This window comes from Bacillus cereus group sp. BfR-BA-01350, from assembly GCF_022663775.1.
Taxonomy (GTDB): Bacteria; Bacillota; Bacilli; order Bacillales; family Bacillaceae_G; genus Bacillus_A; species Bacillus_A paranthracis.
Window position 1 is genome coordinate 433039 of the sequence record NZ_JAKUGD010000003.1, and the last position, 24515, is coordinate 457553.

Here is a 24515-nt window from a genome sequence, read left to right on the forward strand (position 1 = left end):
AAACAAAACTCATTAAAGCAGAAGAATCTTTAAACAGACTGTATCGTACTTACAGATAATCAAAAAGAATAGTCATTACTATCATCTATATAAAGAAGAAAGCACTAGATTTCCTAGTGCTTTCTTCTCTAAAACAAATGACAAGCCACCCCATGCCCTTTCTCAATCTCAACCATCTTCGGTACTTCCTGTGCGCATTTTTCAGTGGCGAATTTGCAGCGCGTTCTGAATTTGCAGCCGGATGGTGAGTTTAGCGGGCTTGGTACTTCTCCCTCTAGAATGATCCGATCTTTCCCTGTTTTTGTTGGATCTGGTTCTGGCATAGATGAGAGTAGTGCTTGTGTGTATGGATGTGCCGGTTTTGTGTATAGGTCTTCGCTGTCGGCAATTTCTACTATGTTCCCTAAGTACATGACTCCGATTCTGTCTGATATGTGTCTGACCATAGATAGGTCATGTGCGATGAATAAGTATGTAACGCCTGTTTCTTCTTGTATGTCTTGCAGCATGTTTACGACTTGTGCTTGGACTGAGACATCTAGTGCTGAGATTGGTTCGTCACATAAAATAAAATCTGGTTTTACAGATAGTGCACGCGCGATGCTGATGCGCTGGCGCTGGCCTCCACTAAATTCGTGCGGGTAGCGATATAAGTGCTCTTCTTTTAAACCTACCTTTTTTAGCAGGTCTAATATGATTTCTTTTTGTTCTTCTTTTTCATAAGATCCGTGAATGTTCATTGGCTCGCTAATAATTTGGAATACATTCATCGACGGATTTAATGATGCGTATGGATCTTGGAAAATGATTTGCATTCGTTTTCTATATTCTTTTAGTTCACTTTCCTTCAAACTTGCGATGTCTTTTCCGTCGAATAAAACGTTACCTGAAGTGACGTCGTGTAAACGAATGATGCTTCTTCCTGTCGTTGATTTTCCGCAGCCCGATTCTCCTACTAATCCGAATGTTTCACCCTTTTTAATTGTGAAGCTTAAGTCATCGACTGCTTTTAATTGTTCCGTTTTTCTGCCGAATAGTCCCTTTTTAATAGGAAAGTATTTTTTTAAGTTCCGAACTTCAATTAAGTTTTCTTCATGCATGTGATTCACCTACCGCCCTATCATTTAACCAGCACATAGAACGTCTTTCGTTTCCGACTTCAAAATATGGCGGACGTTCTTTTTCACAAATGTCCATCGCATGCGGGCAACGCTCAGCGAATGGGCAACCTTGTGGCGGGTGTAATAAGTTTGGTGTTACACCTTGAATTGGCGCGAGTCTTTCTTTTACGCCGTTCGATATTTTCGGCAAGGAGTTTAATAACCCTTTCGTATATGGATGATTCGGCGATTGGAAAATATCAAGTACAGGTCCCTCTTCCATAATAAGGCCGCCATACATAACGATAACGCGTGTACAGTTTTGCGCGACTATTCCTAAGTCATGTGTAATAAGAAGTAACGCCATATTCGTTTCATTTTTTAAGTTTTTCATTAAATCTAGTATTTGTGCTTGTATCGTTACATCAAGCGCTGTCGTCGGTTCATCCGCAATGAGAAGATCTGGATTACAAGACATTGCCATCGCAATCATAACCCGCTGCTTCATACCACCGCTTAGTTCGTGCGGATATTGTTTTACCCTTTCTTCTGGCGACGAAAGACCGACTTGTTTTAGCAAGTTAACCGCAATCTGCTCTGCTTCTTTCTTTTTTACTTTTTGATGCCGTATAATTACTTCCGTCATTTGCTTCCCAATTTTCACAACTGGATTTAGCGCAGACATTGGATCTTGGGAGATAAGTGAAATTTGATTTCCTCTAATAGAACGCAATTCTTTTTCAGATTTAGAAAGGATGTTTTCATTATGAAAAAGAATCTCTCCTTCTTTCACTTTCCCTGGTGATGCAACGAGGGACATAACGGACTTCGCCATTACACTCTTTCCGCTTCCAGACTCCCCAACGATACCAACTACTTCTCCTTTATTTAAACGAAATGTAACGCCGCGAACAGCTTCCACTTCTCCACTTTCTATGAAAAAAGAAGTCTTTAAATTTTTCACTTCTAGTAGTTTTTCAGACACGCTTCTCACTCCTTTCACGTAACACTTTAGTTTTCATTTCCAGCTCCTTTTGGTGCGAAAGCTTTCTTCAACGCTTCACCAATTACGTTAAAACTTAGGACTGTTAAAAGAATAAGGAATCCTGGGAAGAGTGTTAAATACCAAGCTTCACCGATATATCCTTGCGCATTGTTTAGCATACTGCCCCAAGAAGAATCTGGTTCTCTAATACCTAAACCTAAGAAGCTAAGTGATGATTCCATTAAAATTGATGTCGCAATCGTTAATGTCGCGGCGATAATAATGGTTGATAAAATGTTAGGAATGATATGTCTTACAATAATCGTGAGTGATTTTTGTCCTGACACTTTTGCATATAAAACGTACTCACGCTCTTTTACAGATAAAGTCTCTGCTCTTACGATACGAGCGGTGTCCATCCATGTTAGTAATCCGATAATAAGAACTAACGTTGTAATTCCTGGTTTTAAATAAGCATTCAATAGTAACATTAAAAAGAATGATGGAATTGACATAAGTACTTCAACAATTCGCATTAAAAAGTTGTCTAACTTTCCGCCAAAATATCCGCTAATTGTTCCAACTGCGGTACCGATTGTAATAGAAACAACCATCGCTAGAAAACCGACCGCAAGTGAAACGCGTCCACCATATAACGCCCTAGTTAAGTAATCTCTTCCGTAATCATCCGTTCCGAAAGGATGACTCATACTCGGTTCTTGTAAGCGATCTGGAATCGACATTTTACTAGGATCGTAAGGCGATACGAATGCGAAAATCGATGCGACCGTTAAAACCGCAAGTATAATCACTCCCATTGCAACAAACTTATTTTTTGTAAAACTATGCTTTATCGTTTGAAATCTCCTATTATTCATTCCAAATCACCCCCTCATTCGAATGCGCGGATCTACTACGCCATATAAAATATCAGCAATTAAGTTACCAAGAATCAACATGAATGATGATAATAATGTAATTGCCATGATAATCGGATAATCAAATCTAAAAATAGCATTTACCCCAAGTGAGCCTAGACCTGGCCATGAAAATACTGTTTCCGTAATAAACGCTCCGCCCACTAAACTTGGAATAGATAATCCGAAAATTGTAATGATCGGTATTAATACATTTCGAAGCACGTGATTAAATAAAACTGTTTTCTTTGAAGCACCGTACGCATATTGAATTTGTACGTAGTCTTCTTCTAATTGTTGAATTGTACTGGAACGAATATATCTCATATAAACAGAAACGTTTTGGAACGCAAGCACCATACAAGGTAAAATACCGTGCTGCACAATATCCAAGAAGGAATCTTGACCGACTGTACGCATACCCATACTTGGAAGAAGGTTCAACTTTAAAGAGAATAAATAGATTAATAGTAAAGCGAACCAAAAGACTGGCATTGAGATTCCCACATAAGAAATAAAGTTTACAATGCGATCAAAGATAGAATTCTTTTTCACACCTGTAAGTAGTCCTAGTGGTATTGCAATTACAAATGAGACGAGTAAAGACGATCCCATTAAGCCGATTGTCGCAGGTAACCTTTCTACAATAAGATCTAAAACAGGACGGTGATTTTGCAGTGAGTAACCAAAGTTCCCTGTTACAATATTTTTCAGCCATAAAATATACTGCATATAAATTGGTTGATCTAGTCCTAAACTTTTGCGAATACGTTCAACATCAATTGGACTCATATTCGGCGTGACAAAGTTTCGAACAGGATCGCCCGGTGCTAGTTTTATTAATAGAAAAGAAATAATAGAAATAACAAATAAAAGCGGAATTGCATTTAAAAGCCTCTTCCCAATTACTTTATACACAAACTTCCCCCCTCAAGATAAAGAAGCTGATTTCCACCAGCTTCTTTACAGTTTCTTATTTCACTTCATAAATCTTAGATAAATCTTCAAACATTGTGACAGGAATTGCTTTTGCTTCTTTCAATCCATCAAACTTTTTATCTACTGCAATAACTGCTTTCGGATACGCAATTGGTAGATAAGGTAAGTCTTCTCTAGCTGTCTCTTGAATTTTATGATATAGTTCTGCGCGTTTTGTTTTATCTGTTTCAACTGCAGCTTCTTCCCATAACTTATCGAAATCAGCGTTTTTATAACGTGCATAGTTGTATTCAGCATTACTTAAGAATAAGCTCTTATATGAATCTGGCTCAGGTCCCATTATGTAACCACCGAATGTAATATCGAATTCTTTATTCTCTTTATCTAGGCTTTTTTCACTTGCTGCACTAGCATCTAATGCATTCAGTTCAACTTCTAAGCCAACTTCTTGTAATTTTTGTTGTGTATAAAGTGCTAAGCTTTCCATAATCTTATTATTCGTTACATACATGACGCGTACTTTTTCTTTATCTTTCACGCCAGCTTTCACTAATAAATCTTTCGCTTCTTTTTTATCATACTTATAATCTTTAATGTCTTTTGCATAATACATAGCATCTGGCGTTAAAATTGAATTCGCTGGTTCTGCAAATTGACTAGAAACGAATGCTGAGTTAATCATTTCTTTCTTATCTAACGCATGCGCAATTGCTTGGCGCACTTCTTTTTTCTTCATCAGATCTGTATTTTGGTTATAAGATAAGTAGAATAATCTACCTTCAGGGAATGTCACCATTGAGAAGTTCCCAGTGCTATCTAATTTCTTAAAGTCTTGCGGCTCAATCATCTTCATGTTGATTTGACCATTTTGTAGTGAAACATTTGCTGTATTACGGTCTTTTACAACGCGATATACAATAGAGTCTAATTTAGCTTTACCACCTACATAATCATCAAATCGATCTAATGCAACGTACTCATCAGACTTATACTCTTTAAACTTAAACGGACCTGATCCTACAGGTTGTAAGTTTTTCTTACTCTTCGCTAAATCTGCTTCCCCTTCAAATACATGTTTCGGAATTGGGAAGAAATCATTCATCACACCTTCAAAAGATGCACTTACTTGTGGTAAAACGAATTGAGTTGTTAACTCATCTACCTTTTTCACCTCAAGCGGTTTTCCTTTAAAAACAAAGTTTTCACGACTTGAGCTATTTTGCTTCTCATCTAAAATAGATTGGAATGTAAATGCTATGTCGTCTGATGTAATTTTCTTACCATCATGCCATTTCAAATTATCTTTTAACTTCAATGTCCACGTTAATTGATCCTCTGAAGGCGTAAAGCTTTCAGCAAGAACAAACTTCTTCTTACCGTCTTCCATATGATACAGCGGTGCATATAAAGCTTGCTGCACCGTTAACGACACACAATCATTCGCATAAAGCGGATTCATCGTCTCTGGGTTATCGCTAACACCAATCGTTAACGTTCCCCCGTCTTTCGGAGTCCCTGATTTACTAGTTCCTGCTTGCTTCGAAGAATCTTTTCCTCCAGAACAAGCCGCTAATGCAATAAGTAGTATTAGGACAAATGGTAATGCAAATAATTTCCGTTTCATCTTTCGGCCCCCTCAAACTAGTTATCCCCATAAGAAAACTCGGAATTAATCCCGAGTTTTCTTATAAGTTTTAAATTACCACTACCTCTATATAAAGTCAAACTTTTTTGTAAAACTAGAAGGTTTGAAATCTATTCATGCATTCTTGCGATAAACTATATTGATGCGAAGAGCAAAATAAGTTAAAAAACTAGTAGCCTAAAAAATTCCTCTTAAATGATTGTTATATATGATTGAAAATGTAGAATGAGATTAAAGATAAAAAACACATTTAGGAGGTTATCATGACATTTGATGAATTGAAAAAGAACAAACCAACAACCTCATGGGTTGAGTATGATGAAGATGGAGAATTTTTCACTGAAGAAAATATAAGTGCAACAAATAAAGTACTCGACACTTATATTAACAATTTAAAGCAATTGGGAGAGAATCCAACCGAAGTCGAAGTCATGCAAGTTGTTAAAGAGTTAGTTATTAAACTAAATGAATTAAATATTGAACATGACCATTTCATCGAAACAATGGAAAGAGAAGATCTCTATGAATTTATTGATACAGCAGCACGAATAGCTGGCTTAGAATCTGAGGAAGATATAACAGAAGAATGGAGGGAATGGTAAAAAAGTTGCACCTCCACTTGTTAGAGGTGCAACTTTTTTCATACGCCAATTGAATTCATGATTTGATATCCGCACAGGATTCACATGTTCCAACATATCATTAACATCTTCTAAATCAAAATTCCCCTAGCCATTCTTGCAGTCCTTCGTCTATTTCACCTTCTTCTCGTAATAGCTTTTGAATTTCGTTATACACATAAGAGTCACTACAACTATTTGACATATTATAAGGATTTCTAATGAACGTTTAGGAAAACACTGCTTCTATCCTCTCTGATAGAAACTCTCCTGTCCATCCATCTTCATTCGTAATCGATCTTCCGTCAAAGTCAATTCTACATCTTGATATTCACCTGAAGTTTGTTGCAGTGAAATGATATAAGTATTATCTCCATCTTTCGGTTCCGAACTTATATAGAACTTATGCTGAGGGAGCCTACCACCACCTGGTTGTCCTTGTTCGATAATAAGCTCTCCACTTCTCTCTCCTTCAGCTAATATAAATGATATATTTGGACCTCCACTTGTGTTAATCCAACTAGATTCTATTTGGACGAATGGTATCTTAGTTTTTTCATTTTTAGATTGCTCATTTTTACCTGTATATGCTTTTTTCTCATCAACAGGCTCATAGTAGTTCATAAACTCATCTTTCGTCATTCGTGTAAGGGAAAGATTATCTTCTTCCTGCCCTAATCTAATTAACTCAATTTGCTGATCATCTACTATATTGACACGAGCATTAAATGGTACAAATGATGCTACATTTGATTTCTCTTCATAAATACGCAAACTCATTTTCTTCTCTTCACTATTTTGTAATTTAAATAAATAGGTGGTATTCTCTTCCCCACTGTAGAATGTTATTTCGCCTCGTTTATCTCCAGTTATTTTTATTCCTACATAACTAGGAACACCTTTATCTACCCAATAACCATCTATATCCGACAATGCTGCAGTGCTTAATTTTTCAGTTTCCATATCTTCACTAAATTCCGTAGAAGTTGCGACTTTCTCATCATTTGTGAACAATGAACTTTTCGCCATAAACAGTGCGCCGGTTACAACAATAACCCCTATAATACCTACTACAATAAAATTACCTCTTTTTCTATCATTCGTTTGTTTTGGAGTTTGTTCATCATATTCTAGACTACCTCCGCATGAGACACAGAATCTTCCTTTTCCGGATCTTTCCTTACCGCAATGTCCACAAAAATCATTGCGTCCTTTTCCTCGCTCCACACCTTTTAATACTTTATCTACCATTCCTTGCCCAACTGCTACGCCATTAAATGCAGTCATAACTGTTTCTTTCTGTTCCGGAGTCATGTCATCCCACTGTGAAGAACCTTTAGATATAGCGGTATCTCCATCCAAACTAGTTTTCACATGATTATTTCCTTGTGCTTCTACATTCACCGTTTTTGCATCCGGACCATGATACGATAAATTATTCGTTATATCTCCGTCTGGCGCCGTTCTTACATACCCCTTCACTGCTACTGTATCTGGATTCACTGGCTTCGCATCCGGACCATGATACGATAAGTTATTCGTTACATCTCCGTCTGGCGCTGTTCTTACATGTGGTTGTACATGTTGTAAATTCGCCCCTTTGGTTATGTGAGCATCTGAAGAATGTACAACTGTTTCTCCCGTAACAGCGTGTCCATCCACTACTCCTGGTTCCGCAACATACACATCTCCACCCATATGCATTTTTAAAAACGGCAAAATGAATGAAATAATAATAAGAGGTACACTTCCCATAATACCAAGGGCTGTATAACTACTATAATTATGACCATATAACCAAATTAACGTTGTTCTTATACCAATAAATCCTAATGCTGAAACGATAATAGACTCCATTAATTTACTAAATGAAGAATCGTATACTAACGTACTAGTAGGATCGAAACTCATTCTAGTTAGTAAAATAGCCGCGATTCCATATATAAGTAATCCAGCTAAAAATGGCCTCCAATTTTTTATGACAAACTGAATTCTCATAAAAAAGAGAACGAGCATAACAATAAAAATAATGGGGGCTAAAAATGGAAGAATTACCGATATCAAACCTAAAATTATCATGAAAAATAGCATTTTTTTCAATAACTTAAATGATGTAATAATAAAAAATAAAAACAACCCGAAACCAAATAATCCTGAATGGATATACCCTAAAAATAGAGTGATAGGAAATAATATTATCGCTATTTTATGATGGGTGGTTTCCTTCTGACTTGCTATCCATTCCTCCATACTTTATTTTCCTTTCTTATCGTTTTCATAAAGTGAAACTTTAATCAGTGGGGGTTTTGTCCACCCCCCACTGATTATTAGACTTCACCAATCGGGCTTTTACGGGCAGTTGATCCCCCACCTAACTTCTCTGCTTTCGCTGAATTTTGAGGTGGGATCTTACTACCCGGCAAATAGCGGAACAAACCATTTTCTTCCTTATAAATTATATAACATTTTTATAATTTATATATATACATTTTGAGTTTCTGACCCTCTAAAATAAAAATCGAATACCATACAACAAAATCCCCAACCAATCCCACCGCCCAAAATATATTAATGATCATCCAATTATATCGACACTTCGACACAACATATCGATTTACCTATAAATTTCGAAACGAAAAAAGATCATTGAAGCGAGATAAAAGGAAATATAACTTTTTACACAATTTTTCCATTTTCGTGCTATGATAATGCCGAAATACAAAAAACAATGAAATGAGGAATGAACTATGTTTTCAAGAAAAACTCCTAAAACTTGTGGAAATTGTAAAAACCCAATATCGACAAGCGGATTTGGGACATACGCTTCTTTGTATAACAAAAAAATTATACTTTGCGGTGGCTGTTCCTTGAAGGAGCACGAACAATTTCGCAAAGAAGAGGAGGAGCAACGTTACAATCAAACATATGAACAAAAGAAATGTGGCTCCTGCGGAGCAAATATGAACAATCAAAAACAATGCAGCAATTGCGGGAAAGTACAGGAGCTAGAGCCTGTAAAAGAAGAGGAAGAAGTCTTCTCTTATAGAGTTGAATCTTTTGACATGGAAACAATAGATTCAGAACCAGAATATACAGATGATACAGAAACAAAACAAACGGAAGAAAGAGAAACGCGAGTTTCACGTTTCCAACGTTATATGGATGCTGATGGAGCAGAGGCAGAAGCACAACGTATAACAGAAAAAAACGAAACAGCATTAAAACAATTCCAACAACAGAAACAAACACCATTCAATTTAGAAGAACGAATAGCACTTGCTATGAAAGAAAGCCAATCTTCATCAAAACAAGAAGAAAATAAAACAGAACAACATATAGAAGAACCGAAAAGACAACAACAACAACATAAAGAAGAAATTTTCGAGTCTATTTCTTCTATTGTTGGTATGAAAAACATAAAAAACACTTTAACAGAGTGGTTAAAAATGAAAGATGCAAGAGCACTGCTGCAAAGTAAAACAAATATCGAATTACCAAACGTTTCAAAAAATATTATCATCACAGGAAATCCAGGAGTAGGGAAAACAATGTTAGCTAAAAAGTTGACACCTGTTTTACTCGAAGCAGGATTTATCACAGAAGATAAATTTATTGATGTAAAAATCGATGAAATTATAGGTCAATACATTGGAGAAACGACAAAAAAAACAAAAGAAAAAATAAAAGAAGCACAAAATGGTGTTTTCTTCTTAGATGAAGCATATCGTTTAGCTGGCGGAAGTTTTGCAGGAACCAAAGCGAATTTTGGATTAGAAGCAATTGGAACAATTATGAGTCACATGAATGATCCAAAAAACAATATTGTTTTTGTTTTTGCTGGTTATGAAGATAAAATGCAAGAATTTTTGGATGAGAACCCAGGGCTTCGTTCTCTCGTAAATGAATCTTTCCGTTTGACAGATTATACATTAGAAGAATTAACAAAAATCGGGATAAACTACTTGCAAAGTAAAAATTACGACACAACACAAATCGAAGAAATTTTCTCTTCCTATATTCATCAAAATATGAAACAAGGAATATTAGCTGGAAACGGCACAACAGTTATACAATATGCGGATGAAGTGAGTAAGCAACATTTACTGCGTATTCAGAACAACCCAAAAACAAACAATTACAACCTAATTTCTGAAGATGTGAAAAACGCTTTCGAAACAGACCAAGAAGAGCAAGAGGGCTTAAAAGAACTCTTTTTAGAAGCAAAACAAGAAATTAGCGAATTGATCGGTATGCATAATCTAAAACGAGAAGTAGAGAAATTAGGAAACTTCCAATATATTCAAAACCAACGAAAAAAAGAAGGTTTGAAAATAGAAAAGAAAAGTCACCATATGGTATTCCTAGGAGACGCGGGAACAGGTAAAACAACAATGGCTCGTTTAATCGGAAAAATGTTCCGCGGGGCAGGTGTGTTAAAGAATGGTCATTTTGTGGAGGCTACAAAAGATATGTTAACTGCAGGTTCATCCATTCCCAAAACAGTGAAAACTATTGTAGAAAAAGCAAAAGGCGGCATTTTATTCATTGACGAAGCCTATACACTAACAAATGATAGAAGCGGAAAAGAAGCATTAGATGCATTGATTCCTTTATTGGAAAACTACCGAGATGATTTCATTTGTGTATTTGCTGGATATGAAAAAGATATGCAAACATTATTCCAATTGAATCAAGGATTAAAATCTCGTATCCCAAATCATTTCCTTTTTGAAGACTATAGCGCAGATGAACTAAATCAAATGATGCTTGTGAAAATCAGCAAAGAAGAGTATCGCTTAGCAGAAGGGGCAAATCAAACATTACAGAAAGTAATTGAATTATCTGTTGAGCAAAAACTTGTAAACGGTAATGGTCGCTGGGTTCGAAATTTATTTGAACAAATCCTTTCGTCCCAAACTGAGCGTTTATTCCAGGGAAAATTGAACGGGGAAAAAATCGAAAAAACTGATTACCAAACCTTTACATCCGAAGACATTTCAGAAGCGATCACAACGCTTCATAGCATGACAACCAAGAGTAATTAAATAATATCTCTAGCGCAACCCTAGCCCTAGACCAAATACTGCTTATCCAAACATAATATTTTCATAATAAAAAATTAATAACTTTGTAGATTGGATACGTAATTTTTGTGATGCTTCCTGGTCTACATTAAATGAATGGTCTTCTTCTTCACTATTCGACATTGCAGTCTTCATTTCTTTTTTACATAAATCTTTTTTCAGTTTATCACAAAGAAAAAATACAATAAAAACACCTCCTGCATTCCCATACTAAGTATGCAAATGCAATGGAGGTGTTTTAATAGATGTCCCGCTTTCGGGGTGCACTTCAAACTCCCCCTTATCAACAAAGAAGACCACCAAAAGGCAGTCTCCCTCAAAACTCAATCCTATTCCCCACTCCCTGCTCCACCGCTCTCTCATACAAATACTTCGCAACGATAATATCCACTACTGCCAAACCAACCGATTTAAAAACAGTAATCTCTTCATCGTTCTCCCTACCTGCTTTTTCCCCGCTTATAATTTGTCCAAGTTCAGCATGGATGTCGCTAGCTTTAAATAAACCTTCTCGCACTGGAACTTGAAGGTCACCCGTTTCTTCTAGTGCTGCTTCTTTTGATTCGACTACTACTTTGTTTGCATTAGCGATGGCGTGAGATGGTAGTTCTTGCATGTTCGGCCTAAATGAGCCGACGGCGTTTACGTGGACGCCTTTTTGCAAGATTTCTGAGAAGACTGGTGTGGATGCGTTCGTAGTTGTGACGATGATGTCTGCTTCGCTTACTGCTTCATTTGCAGTGGCATGAACATAAGCAGGTTTATTAAATTTCTCTTGTATATATTGCGCAAATGCATACGCTTTTTCTTCTGTTCGATTGTATAACATAACTTTTTCAATATCTCTAACCGCAAATACTGCTTCGGCAATCCCTTTCGCTTGTTCGCCTGTCCCGATAATACATAAAGTTTTTGCGTTATGACGAGCTAAATATTTTGTCGCTACTCCTGATAAGGCTCCTGTTCGAATCATCGTTAAGTACGATCCTTCTAAAATCGCGAGCGGTTCTCCTGTTTGAAAGTCGGATAGCATCACAATCCCGTTTATCGTTTTCTTTCCAATCTTTTTGTTCTCAGGGACTACTGTTACTACCTTTAAACCAAGTGCTTCAAGTCCTTCCGCTACGGAAGGCATAATTAATGCCGTATTTTTCTCATTCGCAAATGGTAATGAAGTACGTATTGGTGTGATCGTTCTTTCTGCGGAAAACTCTTGTAAAGCAAGCGCCGCGTATTCAATGACTTCGTTCATATTTACTAAATTTCGTTGTTCGTTCGCGCTTATGACTAACATATCTTTCCACCTCCTTCTTCTATCCTAACAAAAATCCCCGATTCAAATCATCTCTCGGGTCTATAACGAACTGATGAAATCCTGTAATAAATGCATGCCCCGTTACTTTCGGAACGACAGCTTCATATGTATGTACCGCTGTTACCGACAATACTTCCCCTTCGAATTTCCCGTCAGTAATACATTCGTGGACGAAAATTTCTCCCTTTTGCAGGGCATCTTTTGCAAAAAGAGTTGCGATTCTTGCGGAAGTTCCCGTGCCGCAAGGAGAACGATCTACTTGCCCATCAGCGAAAATTGTTACATTTCGCAACGTTGCGCCTTCCCCTTTCGGATCATCTGAGAAAATAACGCCGTATATTCCTTTTAATCCTTCTTCAAGCGGATGCTTCACTTCCATCTGGCTCTCGATGTAATGCTTAATTTTACCGCCCCACGTTTGAATAGCAGCTAAGTCTTTGAAATCGACTTTCAAACCAAATTTTTTACTATCTACTACCGCATAAAAAGCTCCGCCAAACGCGATATCTACTTGAAATTCATAGTCATCTATTTTAATAGGAACGTCTTTTTTGTATACAAATGAAGGAACATTTTCGAATGATACGGATTCTACTTCGCTCCCGTTATATGTTGCATACGCAATGACTTCCCCAGCAGGGCTATCAATAATGAACTTTTGTTTCTCACCTGTCACTTCAAACATACCTGTCTCAATTCCGACTGTAATAACAGCGATAATGCCGTGTCCACACATCGTACTCCATCCTTCATTGTGCATAAATAACACACCAAAATCAGCGTGAGTACTCGCAGGTGGGGTAATGATACAACCGTACATACCGTGATGTCCTCTCGGTTCATACATAAGAACCTCGCGAAGATGATCCAAATGTTCTATGCAATATGCACGTCTTTCTAGCTGCGTTTCTCCCTTTATTTCTGGCACGCCTCCTGTAATAATTCGAAGTGGTTCCCCAGCTACGTGAGCATCAATTGTCGTATACACTTTACTAACCTTCATTTCCATCTCTCCCCTTTATGTTGATACTCTTTTTATTGCAAATATCATGCCAACGCATAGGGTATAAATTTGTATACATTGTTTAAAAAAGCATACACTACTGTCTATTTTTTTATACACGATCCAGAAGCTATTTTATGGAACCACTTGATACAGCCAGGCTTATTATTTTCACTGGAAAGTTACTTCCATCCCCAACATATACTGTTCAAAAGCAAAAAGGAAGTGATCCAATGTACTACGGAACAAAAGGCTGGTACGTAGCTGAACTAAAAAAATTAGGCGTACGTTATCATGAAGGACGCAAACTAGAAAGTTACCGCGGACACATCTTGCGCAATTTACTACTTGCACAACAAGAGAAATTAAAAGAACAGTAATATACTAATGTAACGATATCGACGATTCTCGGAATATATCAGCGATTTCACACAATATATCGGCGATTTTTTAAATTTATCGACGATTCGACATGGAATATCGACTTACCGACAAATTTCGCCAAATCCCTCCTCCATTCCACCAACCAATCACACATCAAACCACCATAAAAAAAGGTCACCCAAACGGGTGACCTTTCTTCCTTATTCACAAACAAGAATTTGTCTAGAAAATGTTCCTTTTTTTGTAGTGCAGCGATCTGTAATTTCAAATCCTGCTTCATGAATCATATCGTCCATTGTTTCCATTGTAACAACGACTACCTTTTTAGCAATGCGGCGCGCGCTTGAAAGAATGGAGAGCTGATTTTCTGGTGTTGCGTGCGTAAATAAGTCATATGGCATGTCGATAATTGCGACGTCGTAATTATCCGTAATCTCCTCGATTGGGCCTTTCGTTATCTTCCCATCGAATCCGAAGTGTGCAATATTTTCTCTTGCTCCAATCGCAACGAGCGGGCTTATATCTCTACCAACGATGTTAATTCCCATCGAAAGAGCTTCTACTACAACCGTTCCAATGCCACAGCACGGATCAATCGCTCTTACTCCCTCTGGATTTGGCACCGCAATATTTGCAACGGATCTTGCAACGCGTGTGCTAAGAGATGTCGAATAGCTACGTGGTTTTTTTATATGATGGTACCAAACTGGCTTACTCTCTACATAATGTCCAAAATACCAACGTCCGCCTAATGGAACAATACCAAAAGTACGCTCTGGATTGCGCACATCTGCTTCCGCATCAATACAATCTCCAATACGTCGTTCAATGATGCGTCTTTCCGCATACTCTATTTTATTTTCTCCCTCAAGATCATTGATTTTCACGAAGATAACTTTAAACGTCATTTCTCCTAATTCAATTTCCTTTACTTGTTCCAAAATACTTTCTAAGTCGTCTCCTTCATACATAACCTCAACGCGCTCTTTCATAAAAGGACTTCTACTCGGGTCAATTTTGACATCACTTTTCAAAATATTAACGTGGGACTCCATTCCAAAGAACGAGCGCATTTCCAAGTAACATAAAGCACGCTCCTCCTCACGAAATGCATACGTATATATACATGCAGGTGTTTTCCTATGATTATTCAATCTATGATCATCCTCTATATCGTTATAATTACAATACTTTCTTATATAAAATTAAATGATATCACATGCCTGAAATAAAGAGAAACGTTAATAAATAAAAGAGACTGCCTATTGGCAATCTCTTTTAATGTATTAACGGAAAGAAGATACGTTATTACCCTTTGCTTCGTAATAGTCTAAAATACCTTGATAAATTGCTTCTGCTGCACTTTGTTTCTGTGCTGATGTAGCGAGTTTATTTGCATCATTCTTATTATCTACAAATGCTAATTCTGCTAATACAGCTGGCATTGTATTATATTTTATTACGTACCAATTATCCTTTTTCACACCACGGTCATATGTCCCAAGTGCTGCTACAAGGCGTTTTTGAATTTTTTCTGCTAATAAGCGACTGTCTTCCGTATGTGGATTCGTTGATCTTGTCGGTGCTGCTGCATAATAGAATGTTTCTGTACCGTGTCCATTTTTTTCATCCGAACCGTTACCGTGAATACTTACGAAAATATCACCCTTATTTTCATTAGCAAATTCTACTCTTTTTCTTAAAGAATCACTAGAATCTACTCCTGGGCGTGTATCGTTCGTACGTGTTAACTTAACAGTAAATGGTGTCTTTTTCTCAAATAGTTTTTGTAATCGTAAAGATGTATCTAATACGATTTGACTTTCTTTCTCGTAATAACCAACATTACCCGAGTCAATTCCACCGTGACCTGGATCAATAATAATTGCTTTACCTTCTAAGAAGTTCTCTTGTTTTACTGGGTTTAATTGATTTTTATCAACCCATTGGAAACCAGCGCCTACGCGGATACGAATCCAACTTCCACTCTCTTCCATAACCGTTACTGTTTGTGCATTATATGTACCTAGCACTTTAGAACTATGTGAAGCTGTTTCATAAGTAGTAAATCCTTCATTAATCGCTTCTGTTTTTTCTGTTAGAGGTGTCCACTTCTCACCTTTACTTGTTACAATTTTTAACCAGCCGTCTGCTCTTTGTTCTTTCACTACAACCATTTGTGGCTTATGCTGAACATCAGTAATACCAGATGATAATGATGGTTGATGATATGTAATAAAGTTTCTGTTCATATACATTCTTTTTGATGTATCTGTTTTATTTTGATCAGCCATCGCAATAAACTGAGCTGCTTCTGCACGAGTTACAGTTCCTTCAGGCTCCCAGCCATTTCCCGTACCTTTAGAAATCTCTAAAGCTACTAAAATATTAGCTTGTTTCTTACCCCAATGAGGTTCCAAATCTTTAAACTGTGTTGGAAGTTCTCCAATAATTTTCTTATCTAATGAGTATGCTTGTACTAACATAGATGCCATAGATGCACGGTTAATTTGGCTTGATGGATTAAATTTACCAGTACCATCTCCATTAATTACACCTGCTTTTTCCACTGCAGCAATGTACGGAGCTGCCCAATGGTTTTGTGCATCTTTAAAAGATGGCTTTGCTTTTGGATCAATTGGTAAACCAAGAACGACTGCTAAAATCTTTGCAGCTGACCCTCTATCTACTGCTTCAGATGGAGAAAACGTTCCATCTGGCTTTCCATCAAGCGCCTTTTTTCCTACTAAATAATCAACTGATTGTTGCGCCCATGTAGGAACATCCGAAAACTTCTTCGTTGCTGCGAAACTACTTACTGGAGACGATAATAAACTTGCGGCTAAAATACCTGCCGCGACTGCACGATACTTCATAAAAAATAATACTCCTCTCGACAATCATCTTTTAATAACGCGTAATCTTAATATATAAATTTCAGCAAATCCAAACAAAAAAAAATTAGTGCGCCTCTATTATTTTATAATACTCGAATTATGTAGTAAACCTACTTTCTTAATATTGTAAAATAAATTACAATTAATTTACTCTTTGTTAAATAAAGTCGATTTCTCTGCACACAAAAAATAGGCTACTAGAGGTAGCCTATTTCTTTTCTTATTCTGCAATCATCTCTGATAATACATATGCATAAACAAGTGCTTCTGTATGAGCAATCGAACTTTCATGTGTACGCTCAAATGCATGAGAAGAATCAATACCTGCTCCAATTAATGCATGCTTCACATCAAATCCAGCGCGAATTGCAGCTGATGCATCCGATCCATAGTACGGATAAATATCTACTTTATATTCAATATTGTTCGTTTTCGCAAGCTCTACTAAATGTTTACGTAGTGCATAATGATACGGACCACTAGAGTCTTTTGCACAAATAGATACTGTATACTCGTCAGATGCTTGTCCATCACCTAGCGCTCCCATATCAACCGCTAAATATTCAACCGTTTCTTCTGGAATGTTAGAGTTACCACCGTATCCAATCTCTTCATTGTTAGAAATTAAGAAATGAGTTGTATATGGTAATGTTACGTTTTCATCTTGTAATCGCTTAATTAATTTTAATAGAATCGCAACACTTACTTTGTCATCTAAATGACGTGATTTTATGTATCCACTCTCTGTAATTTGAACGCGCGGATCAAATGAAACGAAGTCTCCTACTTCAATTCCTAATTCACGTACTTCATCAGCTGAAAATACGCGCTCATCAATGCGAACCTCAATATTTTTCTCATCGCGTTTCGCCTCACCTGCATCTTTATATACATGTACAGACGTTTGATGCATTAAAATCGTTCCTGTATACGTCTTACCACTTGATGTTTCAATTTCACAATATTCCCCTTCTACAGAGTTCCAGCGAAATCCGCCAATCATAGAAAGACTCAGACGACCATCTGGCTTAATTTCTTTTACCATCGCACCTAACGTATCAACGTGTGCTGTTAATAAACGGTGCTGTGCATCATTTTTCCCTTTTACCGTTAAAATAAGAGCGCCTTTATTGTTACGCTTCGTTTCTACATTCCACTCACTTACATAGTTTTCAATAAAACGAATGATTTTCTCTGTATTTCCAGACGGACTTGGAATAGAGACAAGCTCCTTAATCAATTCCATCGTTTCTTTCGTATGATGTGCCATTGTTATTTCCTCCTCATTTTCCCTATTATTTAGTATACCGAATTTACTATAAATCCTCTACTCATATAGCTTAATTTTCTAAATTATAGTAAAATTCACTTTAACAAAAAACATAGCGTTATTCATGAACACTATGTTTTCTATAAATCTATTCTTCTGAAACATCCAACAAGTAAATACCTCTTTCAAACCCACCGCGCTCTATTTCTTTTTGCTTACGAAGACGTTCTACATCTTCAATTGTTGCACCTTCTGCACGCGCTAATGAGATGATTACTTCCAGTGCATCCGCAAGAGAATCAAGCGCATGTTCGCGCTCTTTCATAGAAGCAAATTCACGAATTTCTTCTGTTCCAATTTTTGCTAAAGCTTGTATGTATGCTTGTCCTGTTAATTTTTGTGCCGTATATGTTTTTCCAGACATTAAAATCTTCTCTGGAACACGATCTCTTACTAACTTGTTATATGCTGACATCATTCATCCTCCTATGTTTAATAGCAGCCGAGCTCTGCCTTATAAAATAACCACTCTTTTTTCACACAAGCACTTAACATATCAATTCCTGATCCGTGTGCCCTTACTGCCGGAAAGAAATAATGCTCTGGTTCTTCTTTCTTATCGCCATATAAGGTTTGGTACTCATCAGGAATCGCCTCTTTTTTCACATCCCGTTCTTTCTCCACTTCACCTGAGAAAGCAACAATTGGATGCCCTTCAAAGAATAGTGCAGTTCGTACCGCAAGAGATGGTGTACTATGCAAAGCATAATATGTAAGTAAAATAATAACGATAACACCAATAATTTTCTTCATATATTACTCCTAAAAAAAGTGCTAACACAATTATACTAAAATGTGTTAGCACTTTCTCCCCTTTACCTTAAATTAACCGTTAGTAAAACTATTACTACACTTTATTCTCCTTTAAATGCTGGCAAACGTTTTTCTAAAAATGCAGCAATGCCTTCTTTATGATCCGCTGTTTGTCTCATCGCATATTGACCGCGTTTTTCAAGCTGCAATGTTTGTTCTAAATTGGAGCGATTTACTTCACATAAAATTTGCTTCGTTTGAATCATCGCTTTGATTGGCTTTTGTGACCATTCACTAATTTTTTGCTTCACAGCCGTTTGGAAATCTTCGCCAATTACTTCATCAATTAAGCCGATATCAAGCGCTTCGCTCGCTGATAATTTCTTTCCTTCCCAAATAATTTGCTTCGTCATATTTTCACCAACGCGCTTTTGAAGGAAGAAATGGCCGCCGCCATCGGGAATTAAAGCGATTCCAATAAAGTTCATCGCAATAATGGATGATATATCTGCCATCACATAGTCAGCTGTTAGCGCAATGCTTAATCCAAGGCCAGCAGTTGGTCCATGAATCGCACTAATAACGAGCTTTGGCATCGTATATAAAGTCACAACGACTTCAGAAATAGTATTCATAATACCATCAAACTTGCTTTCATCATTACTTGAAAGCATCGATTTAATATCTCCACCCGCAGAAAAACCACGGCCGTTCCCGCATAACACAACAATGTGTGCAGAACTCTCCGCTACTTCTTTCAGCTTTTGTAATAACTCTTTTAACGTTGGCTCATCTAATGCATTTAACACCTCTGGGCGATTGACCATAACCGTTGCAACGTGCCCTTCATATTTCACAATGACAGATTCTGTTTTACTTGTTACTTCCATTATATATACCCCTCTTTTCTACACAAAGATTATACTTATATAATTATAGAAAGGATGTGAAAAACCCTTCTTTTTTCTTAATTTTCTGTCTAATAATCTCGTAATTTGTATATCACCACCTTGCATAAAACATACAATTTCGTTGAAAAATATAGAAATTAAAGTCGGTTTATCCCGGCTCTTCATCTATTTACCATTACAATGAAATGGTGTATTCTTAAGTCTGATATAAAAATTAAATATAGAAATTCATTCCCCTTCCTATTATATAGAGGGGTGCTGAAATAAAGGAATGAAGAAATGGAGGAACATATGGTTACTAAGTTAAAACAGACGGATAACTACTTCCCGCATTTCCTACTGCTATTCATCGTGTTTCAACCAATTTTAGATTTATTAACGTCTTTTTCAATCTATATATTACACATGAGCGCAACAGTCGGAATCGTAGTCCGTTTCGCCTTTATGCTTCTTGCATTAGGTTATCTACTTCTTCATCATAAACAACAAGGCGCGAAAAAGTACATGCTCTATTTATGTTTACTCGGAATTGCACTGGCAATCGGTCTTGTAAATAATATGATGGTTAAATCTCCAGTTTCATTTGGAGAAGAAGTTAAATTTATTTTAAAGAGCATATATCCAATTGTGCTACTGTTTGGATATATTATCGTCTTTAAAGAGCTAAAAAATAAAGAATATGTGTTTCATAAAATCATTACATATTTCTTATATGCAACTTTAATTTTAAGCATCACAATGATTATCGCAATGCAAACTGGCACTGATTTCCCAAGCTATCCTCACTCAAAAATTGGCTCAAGAGGTTGGTTCTTTGCTGGAAATGATTTAAGTGCTCTCTTCGCGATTATGTTCCCAATCGTTGTCTTATATTCGATTTATAAAACAACTTCTTTCTCGAAAATATATTACTGGATTCCAACAATACTTGCGATGTATGCAAGTATTATGGTCGGAACAAAAGTTGGATATGGTGCAATTGTGCTAACATTAGGCGTAGCACTTTTCTTCTCGTTCATTGAATATATGATAAACCGTAAAAAAGAAAAAAAAGGATTCACATATCTTATAAACACCATCGTTGCAGCAGTTGTACTAGGAGGTTTAATTGTTCTTACACCGCATACTCCTATCGCAAAAAATATGGGAATCCACATGCAAATATACGAATACAAAAAATCAGTACAAGAAGAACAGGATAAAAAAGAAGGAAAAGTAATTAAAGAAAATCCAGAGGATGCAAAAAAACACGCAAAAGGTGAACTAACAGACTCTGAAGTGAAGAGTTTAATTTATAGTGATCGGGACAAATTCTTAAAAGTATACAAACAATACTATAAAGAAGCACCGCTCTCACAAAAACTTTTTGGAATGGGTTACGCTGGTAACTACACAGTTAAAATTAAATTAATTGAAATGGACTTCCATGACCTATTTTTCGCCTTTGGAATTATCGGTTTCCTTATTTACTTAATACCACTTCTATACTTCGGTATTAAACTATTCATCCGTATGATCACAAACTTTAAGAAAATTATAACTGTAAAATATATGCTATTATCTAGTACACTCATCCTATCACTTGGCATTGGCTTTATGTCTGGTCACGTATTAACAGCGCCATCTGTTAGCATTTTTTTCATCGTTATACTTGCCTACTTAATTGTTGATTTAGAAATAGAATAGAAAGAAGCAGCATCTATTTGGATGCTGCTTCTTTCTTATTTCAACCCTTTATCGCCTCCATATTCAACAAAAAAACACTTAATTGCCCGCTTTTTTTACGTATGAAATTAGAAACCGTTTATATGGAATAATTATTTTAATCGAATTATTAACATGCTAAAATATTAAAGGCACTATTATAAAAAAGAATATATAATAGATATGTCGTTTTTTTTACGAAATGTATTTCGAAAAAGTGAGGAGAGTCCTTTGGTATTTAGTAGTTCGATTTTCTTGTTTATCTTTTTACCTCTCGTATTATTTCTCTATTTTATAGTGCGTGCCGAGCTACGTAATTTCGTATTACTTGCATTTAGTTTAATTTTCTATGCATGGGGCGAACCACGTTTCGTTCTTTTAATGCTCTTTTCCATCGTATTAAACTACTGCTTCGGCCTACTCGTGCATCATTATGATAAACGAAAAAATATGAAAGTCACATTTTTAATTATGGCTGTAGTCGGAAATATACTATTACTTTCTTATTTTAAGTATATTTCATTTTTCACAGACATTTTAAACAACGCATTGCACTTATCTATTCATGTGGAACCTATTCCACTACCAATTGGAATTTCATTTTATACATTCCAAGCGATGTCCTATGTCATCGATATATACCGTAAAGATGGGGATGTTCAAAAAAATCCACTTAACTTAGCGCTATATATCTCTATTTTCCCTCAGCTTATTGCCGGACCAATTGTTCGTTACAATATTGTCGCTGAGCAAATTAAAACGCGCATCCATTCTTTTGAACGATTCACAGAAGGCATTCAAATTTTCGTTCTCGGACTAGCAAAAAAAATATTAATCGCTAACCAAGTTGGATTTGTCGCTGATAAAATCTTTGCCTTACCACCATCTGAAATGAGTGTTGGAACGGCATGGATTGGTATTATCGCCTATACCCTGCAAATTTATTTCGATTTCTCAGGATACTCTGATATGGCAATCGGACTTGGAAAAATGTTCGGATTTGATTTCCCGAAAAACTTCAACTATCCGTACATCTCTAAATCTATTTCAGAGTTTTGGAGAAGATGGCATATTACACTCGGCTCTTGGTTCCGCGATTACATATATATCCCGCTCGGCGGAAACCGCGTTTCAAAACTGGCGAATTATCGTAACCTTTTCATCGTATGGGGGTTAACTGGTTTATGGCACGGGGCGAGCTGGACATTTATCGCCTGGGGCTTATATTACGGCTTTATTATTTCAATTGAAAAAGCTGGATTCGAAAAAATATTAAACAAACTATGGAAGCCGCTGCAACATGCATACGTATTACTAATCGTTATGATCGGTTGGGTCTTCTTCCGAGCTGACAACTTCGCTTACTCTTTCCAATATTTAAAAGCGATGTTCGGCATAGGTGGCCAATCTTTCATCGATGACAATACGATGTTATACGTACATGAATACATTATCGTATTTCTCATTGCCTTTATCGCAGCGACACCAATTTTAAAACGAATGAAAAACATACTAGAACTTGCGCCAAAAACGTATATGTTCACAATGCAATTTGTACGTCCTATATTATTACTAACATTATTTATGATTTCGGTTATGTACTTGATTAACTCAACATATAATCCATTTATTTATTTCAGGTTTTAACTGATGTAGGAAGGAAACGTTATTATGAAAAAATTGGGGAACCTCATCCTGTTTATCGGTTTTCTCACCATTATCTTTTCATTTGGCATATTATCGTTACTCAAAACAGACCGAGACATTTCACCAGTTGAAAATCGGCCGCTCGCTCAAAAACCAGCACTTACGAAAGAAGCTCTCCTAACTGGTAGCTTCTTTAAAGATGTCGAAACATACACAAATGATCAACTAATCGGACGAGATGAGCTTATTAAAAACTATACAATTGCTCAAATTAATATGGGCAAATCTCTCATTAACGACATTATTTTAACTGATGATAAATGGCTCCTGAAAAACCCGGCGTGGACAAAAAAATATAATGAAATTGACCAATCCATGCCCGCTATAAACGATTTATCTCAGTTTTTAAAAGAACAAAACGTTGAGTTTTACATTGCTTTACCACCGTCAAAAACGAATGCATTATCATTTAAATTACCTTCTCATATTCATACATATGCACAGGAAAATTTAAATTACTTTCTAAAGAAGCTTCCAGCAGACGTAAAGCCAATAAAACTGATGGAACACTTTAAACAGAACTATACAAACGAAGAAATACAGGACATGTATTTCAAAACAGATCATCATTGGAATATGGACGGTGCCTTCTTAGGCTACCAATATATAATGAACACAATTGGGCAACAATCTTCTATATATAAAGGAAAAGAAATAAAAAAAGAAGATTATATTCGTACATGTGCGCAAAACAAACATTTAGTTGGAAGCTTCAACAACCAACTATACCAACTCATAGATGCAAATGGTGAAAAATTGTGCTATTACACACCGAAAGACGGTTTCAACTTCACAAGCGTAACCGCAAAAGATGTGCAAGGTACCGTTCACCAAAACTTAGATGAAATATACGGCGTAGAAAAACAAAAAGATACAACATCATACGCAGGTTATTACACAGATGACTATCCAGAAATCGTCATCGAAAATAACAACGCACAAAATGAAGTACGCGCCTTAGTCCTAAAAGACTCATTCGCAAATGCAATCGTGCCACACTTAGCACAAAGTTTCAAACACACATCTATCCTCGACCTGCGTCACTACCACGAAAAAGATGTATATCAATACATAAAAGACAATAACATTAACATGGTATTGTTCGTGTATAGTGATTCGAATTTGAGTGGGGATATGTTTAAGTTTAAGAAATAGAAAGAAGGCTCTTGTACATGTACAAGAGCCTTCTTTCTATTAAAAAATCAGCGGGGATGAATCCCC

General features: G+C 36.5%; 21 protein-coding genes. 6 read left to right on the top strand and 15 right to left on the bottom strand.

Translation table 11 applies throughout. The features are described 5' to 3' along the window. Positions 1 to 128 precede the first annotated feature (128 nt). The 5 genes from MR147_RS10010 to MR147_RS10030 are packed head-to-tail and all read right to left on the bottom strand — an operon-like array spanning position 129 to position 5565. Positions 129 to 1100: an ABC transporter ATP-binding protein gene (locus MR147_RS10010; RefSeq protein ID WP_242304039.1), complete on the bottom strand. Its 972-nt coding sequence runs from the start codon at positions 1098 to 1100 to the stop codon at positions 129 to 131. Then, positions 1093 to 2085 carry an ABC transporter ATP-binding protein gene (locus MR147_RS10015; protein ID WP_242304040.1) on the bottom strand — a complete coding sequence of 331 codons (993 nt, stop codon included), beginning with the start codon at positions 2083 to 2085 and terminating at the stop codon, positions 1093 to 1095. The genes MR147_RS10010 and MR147_RS10015 overlap by 8 nt, the downstream gene beginning before the upstream one ends. Before the next feature lie 26 nt (positions 2086 to 2111). Next, positions 2112 to 2963: an ABC transporter permease gene (locus tag MR147_RS10020; RefSeq protein WP_242304041.1), complete on the bottom strand. Its 852-nt coding sequence runs from the start codon at positions 2961 to 2963 to the stop codon at positions 2112 to 2114. A gap of 6 nt (positions 2964 to 2969) precedes the next feature. Further along, the gene (locus MR147_RS10025) at positions 2970 to 3920 is read right to left on the bottom strand and encodes an ABC transporter permease (RefSeq protein ID WP_242304042.1); all 951 of its coding nucleotides are present in this window, start codon (positions 3918 to 3920) and stop codon (positions 2970 to 2972) included. 55 nt (positions 3921 to 3975) lie between these two features. After that, a complete protein-coding gene (locus MR147_RS10030; protein ID WP_242304043.1) occupies positions 3976 to 5565 on the bottom strand; it encodes an ABC transporter substrate-binding protein in 1590 nt (529 codons plus the stop codon). Between the two features lie 284 nt (positions 5566 to 5849). Here MR147_RS10030 and MR147_RS10035 point away from each other — a divergent pair, with 284 nt between their 5' ends. After that, positions 5850 to 6188: a hypothetical protein gene (locus MR147_RS10035; RefSeq protein ID WP_242304044.1), complete on the top strand. Its 339-nt coding sequence runs from the start codon at positions 5850 to 5852 to the stop codon at positions 6186 to 6188. A 264-nt stretch (positions 6189 to 6452) separates the two neighbouring features. Here the strand turns inward: MR147_RS10035 and MR147_RS10040 are convergent, their stop codons facing one another. Continuing rightward, a complete protein-coding gene (locus tag MR147_RS10040; RefSeq protein WP_242304045.1) occupies positions 6453 to 8456 on the bottom strand; it encodes an energy-coupling factor transporter transmembrane protein EcfT in 2004 nt (667 codons plus the stop codon). 617 nt (positions 8457 to 9073) lie between these two features. On the opposite strand from MR147_RS10040, the gene MR147_RS10045 reads away from it, so the two are divergent. Next, a complete protein-coding gene (locus tag MR147_RS10045) occupies positions 9074 to 11251 on the top strand; it encodes an AAA family ATPase (RefSeq protein WP_242304046.1) in 2178 nt (725 codons plus the stop codon). Between the two features lie 42 nt (positions 11252 to 11293). On the opposite strand, the gene MR147_RS27040 is transcribed toward MR147_RS10045, so the two are convergent. The 3 genes from MR147_RS27040 to MR147_RS10055 form a co-directional block, all read right to left on the bottom strand. Beyond that, positions 11294 to 11425: a hypothetical protein gene (locus tag MR147_RS27040; RefSeq protein ID WP_277930728.1), complete on the bottom strand. Its 132-nt coding sequence runs from the start codon at positions 11423 to 11425 to the stop codon at positions 11294 to 11296. A gap of 181 nt (positions 11426 to 11606) precedes the next feature. Further along, positions 11607 to 12584, bottom strand: a complete 978-nt coding sequence (locus MR147_RS10050) for an ornithine cyclodeaminase family protein (protein ID WP_242304047.1) — start codon at positions 12582 to 12584, stop codon at positions 11607 to 11609. 19 nt (positions 12585 to 12603) lie between these two features. Then, the gene (locus tag MR147_RS10055) at positions 12604 to 13608 is read right to left on the bottom strand and encodes a proline racemase family protein (protein ID WP_242304048.1); all 1005 of its coding nucleotides are present in this window, start codon (positions 13606 to 13608) and stop codon (positions 12604 to 12606) included. 137 nt (positions 13609 to 13745) lie between these two features. Between MR147_RS10055 and MR147_RS10060 the strand changes: the two genes are divergently transcribed. Next, positions 13746 to 13988, top strand: a complete 243-nt coding sequence (locus MR147_RS10060) for a YflJ family protein (RefSeq protein WP_242304049.1) — start codon at positions 13746 to 13748, stop codon at positions 13986 to 13988. 204 nt (positions 13989 to 14192) lie between these two features. On the opposite strand, the gene MR147_RS10065 is transcribed toward MR147_RS10060, so the two are convergent. From MR147_RS10065 to MR147_RS10090, 6 genes are all read right to left on the bottom strand, one after another. After that, the gene (locus tag MR147_RS10065) at positions 14193 to 15146 is read right to left on the bottom strand and encodes a TRM11 family SAM-dependent methyltransferase (protein WP_074607474.1); all 954 of its coding nucleotides are present in this window, start codon (positions 15144 to 15146) and stop codon (positions 14193 to 14195) included. Between the two features lie 132 nt (positions 15147 to 15278). Then, positions 15279 to 16868 carry an N-acetylmuramoyl-L-alanine amidase gene (locus tag MR147_RS10070; protein WP_242304051.1) on the bottom strand — a complete coding sequence of 530 codons (1590 nt, stop codon included), beginning with the start codon at positions 16866 to 16868 and terminating at the stop codon, positions 15279 to 15281. Between the two features lie 241 nt (positions 16869 to 17109). Then, positions 17110 to 18159: a M42 family metallopeptidase gene (locus MR147_RS10075; protein WP_000930097.1), complete on the bottom strand. Its 1050-nt coding sequence runs from the start codon at positions 18157 to 18159 to the stop codon at positions 17110 to 17112. 148 nt (positions 18160 to 18307) lie between these two features. After that, positions 18308 to 18634, bottom strand: a complete 327-nt coding sequence (locus MR147_RS10080; RefSeq protein ID WP_001277353.1) for a nucleoside triphosphate pyrophosphohydrolase — start codon at positions 18632 to 18634, stop codon at positions 18308 to 18310. A 17-nt stretch (positions 18635 to 18651) separates the two neighbouring features. Beyond that, entirely contained in the window at positions 18652 to 18972 is a 321-nt protein-coding gene (locus tag MR147_RS10085; protein WP_000720155.1) for a hypothetical protein, read from the bottom strand. 101 nt (positions 18973 to 19073) lie between these two features. After that, on the bottom strand, positions 19074 to 19862 hold the full coding sequence (locus MR147_RS10090; RefSeq protein ID WP_000454170.1) for an enoyl-CoA hydratase: 789 nt from the start codon (positions 19860 to 19862) through the stop codon (positions 19074 to 19076). 312 nt (positions 19863 to 20174) lie between these two features. Between MR147_RS10090 and MR147_RS10095 the strand changes: the two genes are divergently transcribed. From MR147_RS10095 to patB1, 3 genes are all read left to right on the top strand, one after another. Continuing rightward, positions 20175 to 21569 carry an O-antigen ligase family protein gene (locus MR147_RS10095; protein WP_242304052.1) on the top strand — a complete coding sequence of 465 codons (1395 nt, stop codon included), beginning with the start codon at positions 20175 to 20177 and terminating at the stop codon, positions 21567 to 21569. 249 nt (positions 21570 to 21818) lie between these two features. Further along, a complete protein-coding gene (locus MR147_RS10100; RefSeq protein ID WP_000232137.1) occupies positions 21819 to 23234 on the top strand; it encodes an MBOAT family O-acyltransferase in 1416 nt (471 codons plus the stop codon). A 24-nt stretch (positions 23235 to 23258) separates the two neighbouring features. Beyond that, positions 23259 to 24449: a secondary cell wall polysaccharide O-acetyltransferase PatB1 gene (gene patB1 / locus MR147_RS10105; protein WP_242304054.1), complete on the top strand. Its 1191-nt coding sequence runs from the start codon at positions 23259 to 23261 to the stop codon at positions 24447 to 24449. Positions 24450 to 24515: the final 66 nt, after the last annotated feature.

Excerpts from the sequence above, each read along its gene's own strand:
- MR147_RS10010 (WP_242304039.1), bottom strand. The coding sequence starts at position 1,100 with ATGCATGAAGAAAACTTAATTGAAGTTCGGAACTTAAAAAAATACTTT.
- MR147_RS10020 (WP_242304041.1), bottom strand. The coding sequence starts at position 2,963 with ATGAATAATAGGAGATTTCAAACGATAAAGCATAGTTTTACAAAAAAT.
- MR147_RS10030 (WP_242304043.1), bottom strand. The coding sequence starts at position 5,565 with ATGAAACGGAAATTATTTGCATTACCATTTGTCCTAATACTACTTATT.
- MR147_RS10035 (WP_242304044.1), top strand. The coding sequence starts at position 5,850 with ATGACATTTGATGAATTGAAAAAGAACAAACCAACAACCTCATGGGTT.
- MR147_RS10040 (WP_242304045.1), bottom strand. The coding sequence starts at position 8,456 with ATGGAGGAATGGATAGCAAGTCAGAAGGAAACCACCCATCATAAAATA.
- MR147_RS27040 (WP_277930728.1), bottom strand. The coding sequence starts at position 11,425 with ATGAAGACTGCAATGTCGAATAGTGAAGAAGAAGACCATTCATTTAAT.
- MR147_RS10050 (WP_242304047.1), bottom strand. The coding sequence starts at position 12,584 with ATGTTAGTCATAAGCGCGAACGAACAACGAAATTTAGTAAATATGAAC.
- MR147_RS10055 (WP_242304048.1), bottom strand. The coding sequence starts at position 13,608 with ATGAAGGTTAGTAAAGTGTATACGACAATTGATGCTCACGTAGCTGGG.
- MR147_RS10060 (WP_242304049.1), top strand. The coding sequence starts at position 13,746 with ATGGAACCACTTGATACAGCCAGGCTTATTATTTTCACTGGAAAGTTA.
- MR147_RS10070 (WP_242304051.1), bottom strand. The coding sequence starts at position 16,868 with ATGAAGTATCGTGCAGTCGCGGCAGGTATTTTAGCCGCAAGTTTATTA.
- MR147_RS10075 (WP_000930097.1), bottom strand. The coding sequence starts at position 18,159 with ATGGCACATCATACGAAAGAAACGATGGAATTGATTAAGGAGCTTGTC.
- MR147_RS10080 (WP_001277353.1), bottom strand. The coding sequence starts at position 18,634 with ATGTCAGCATATAACAAGTTAGTAAGAGATCGTGTTCCAGAGAAGATT.
- MR147_RS10085 (WP_000720155.1), bottom strand. The coding sequence starts at position 18,972 with ATGAAGAAAATTATTGGTGTTATCGTTATTATTTTACTTACATATTAT.
- MR147_RS10090 (WP_000454170.1), bottom strand. The coding sequence starts at position 19,862 with ATGGAAGTAACAAGTAAAACAGAATCTGTCATTGTGAAATATGAAGGG.
- MR147_RS10095 (WP_242304052.1), top strand. The coding sequence starts at position 20,175 with ATGGTTACTAAGTTAAAACAGACGGATAACTACTTCCCGCATTTCCTA.
- patB1 (WP_242304054.1), top strand. The coding sequence starts at position 23,259 with ATGAAAAAATTGGGGAACCTCATCCTGTTTATCGGTTTTCTCACCATT.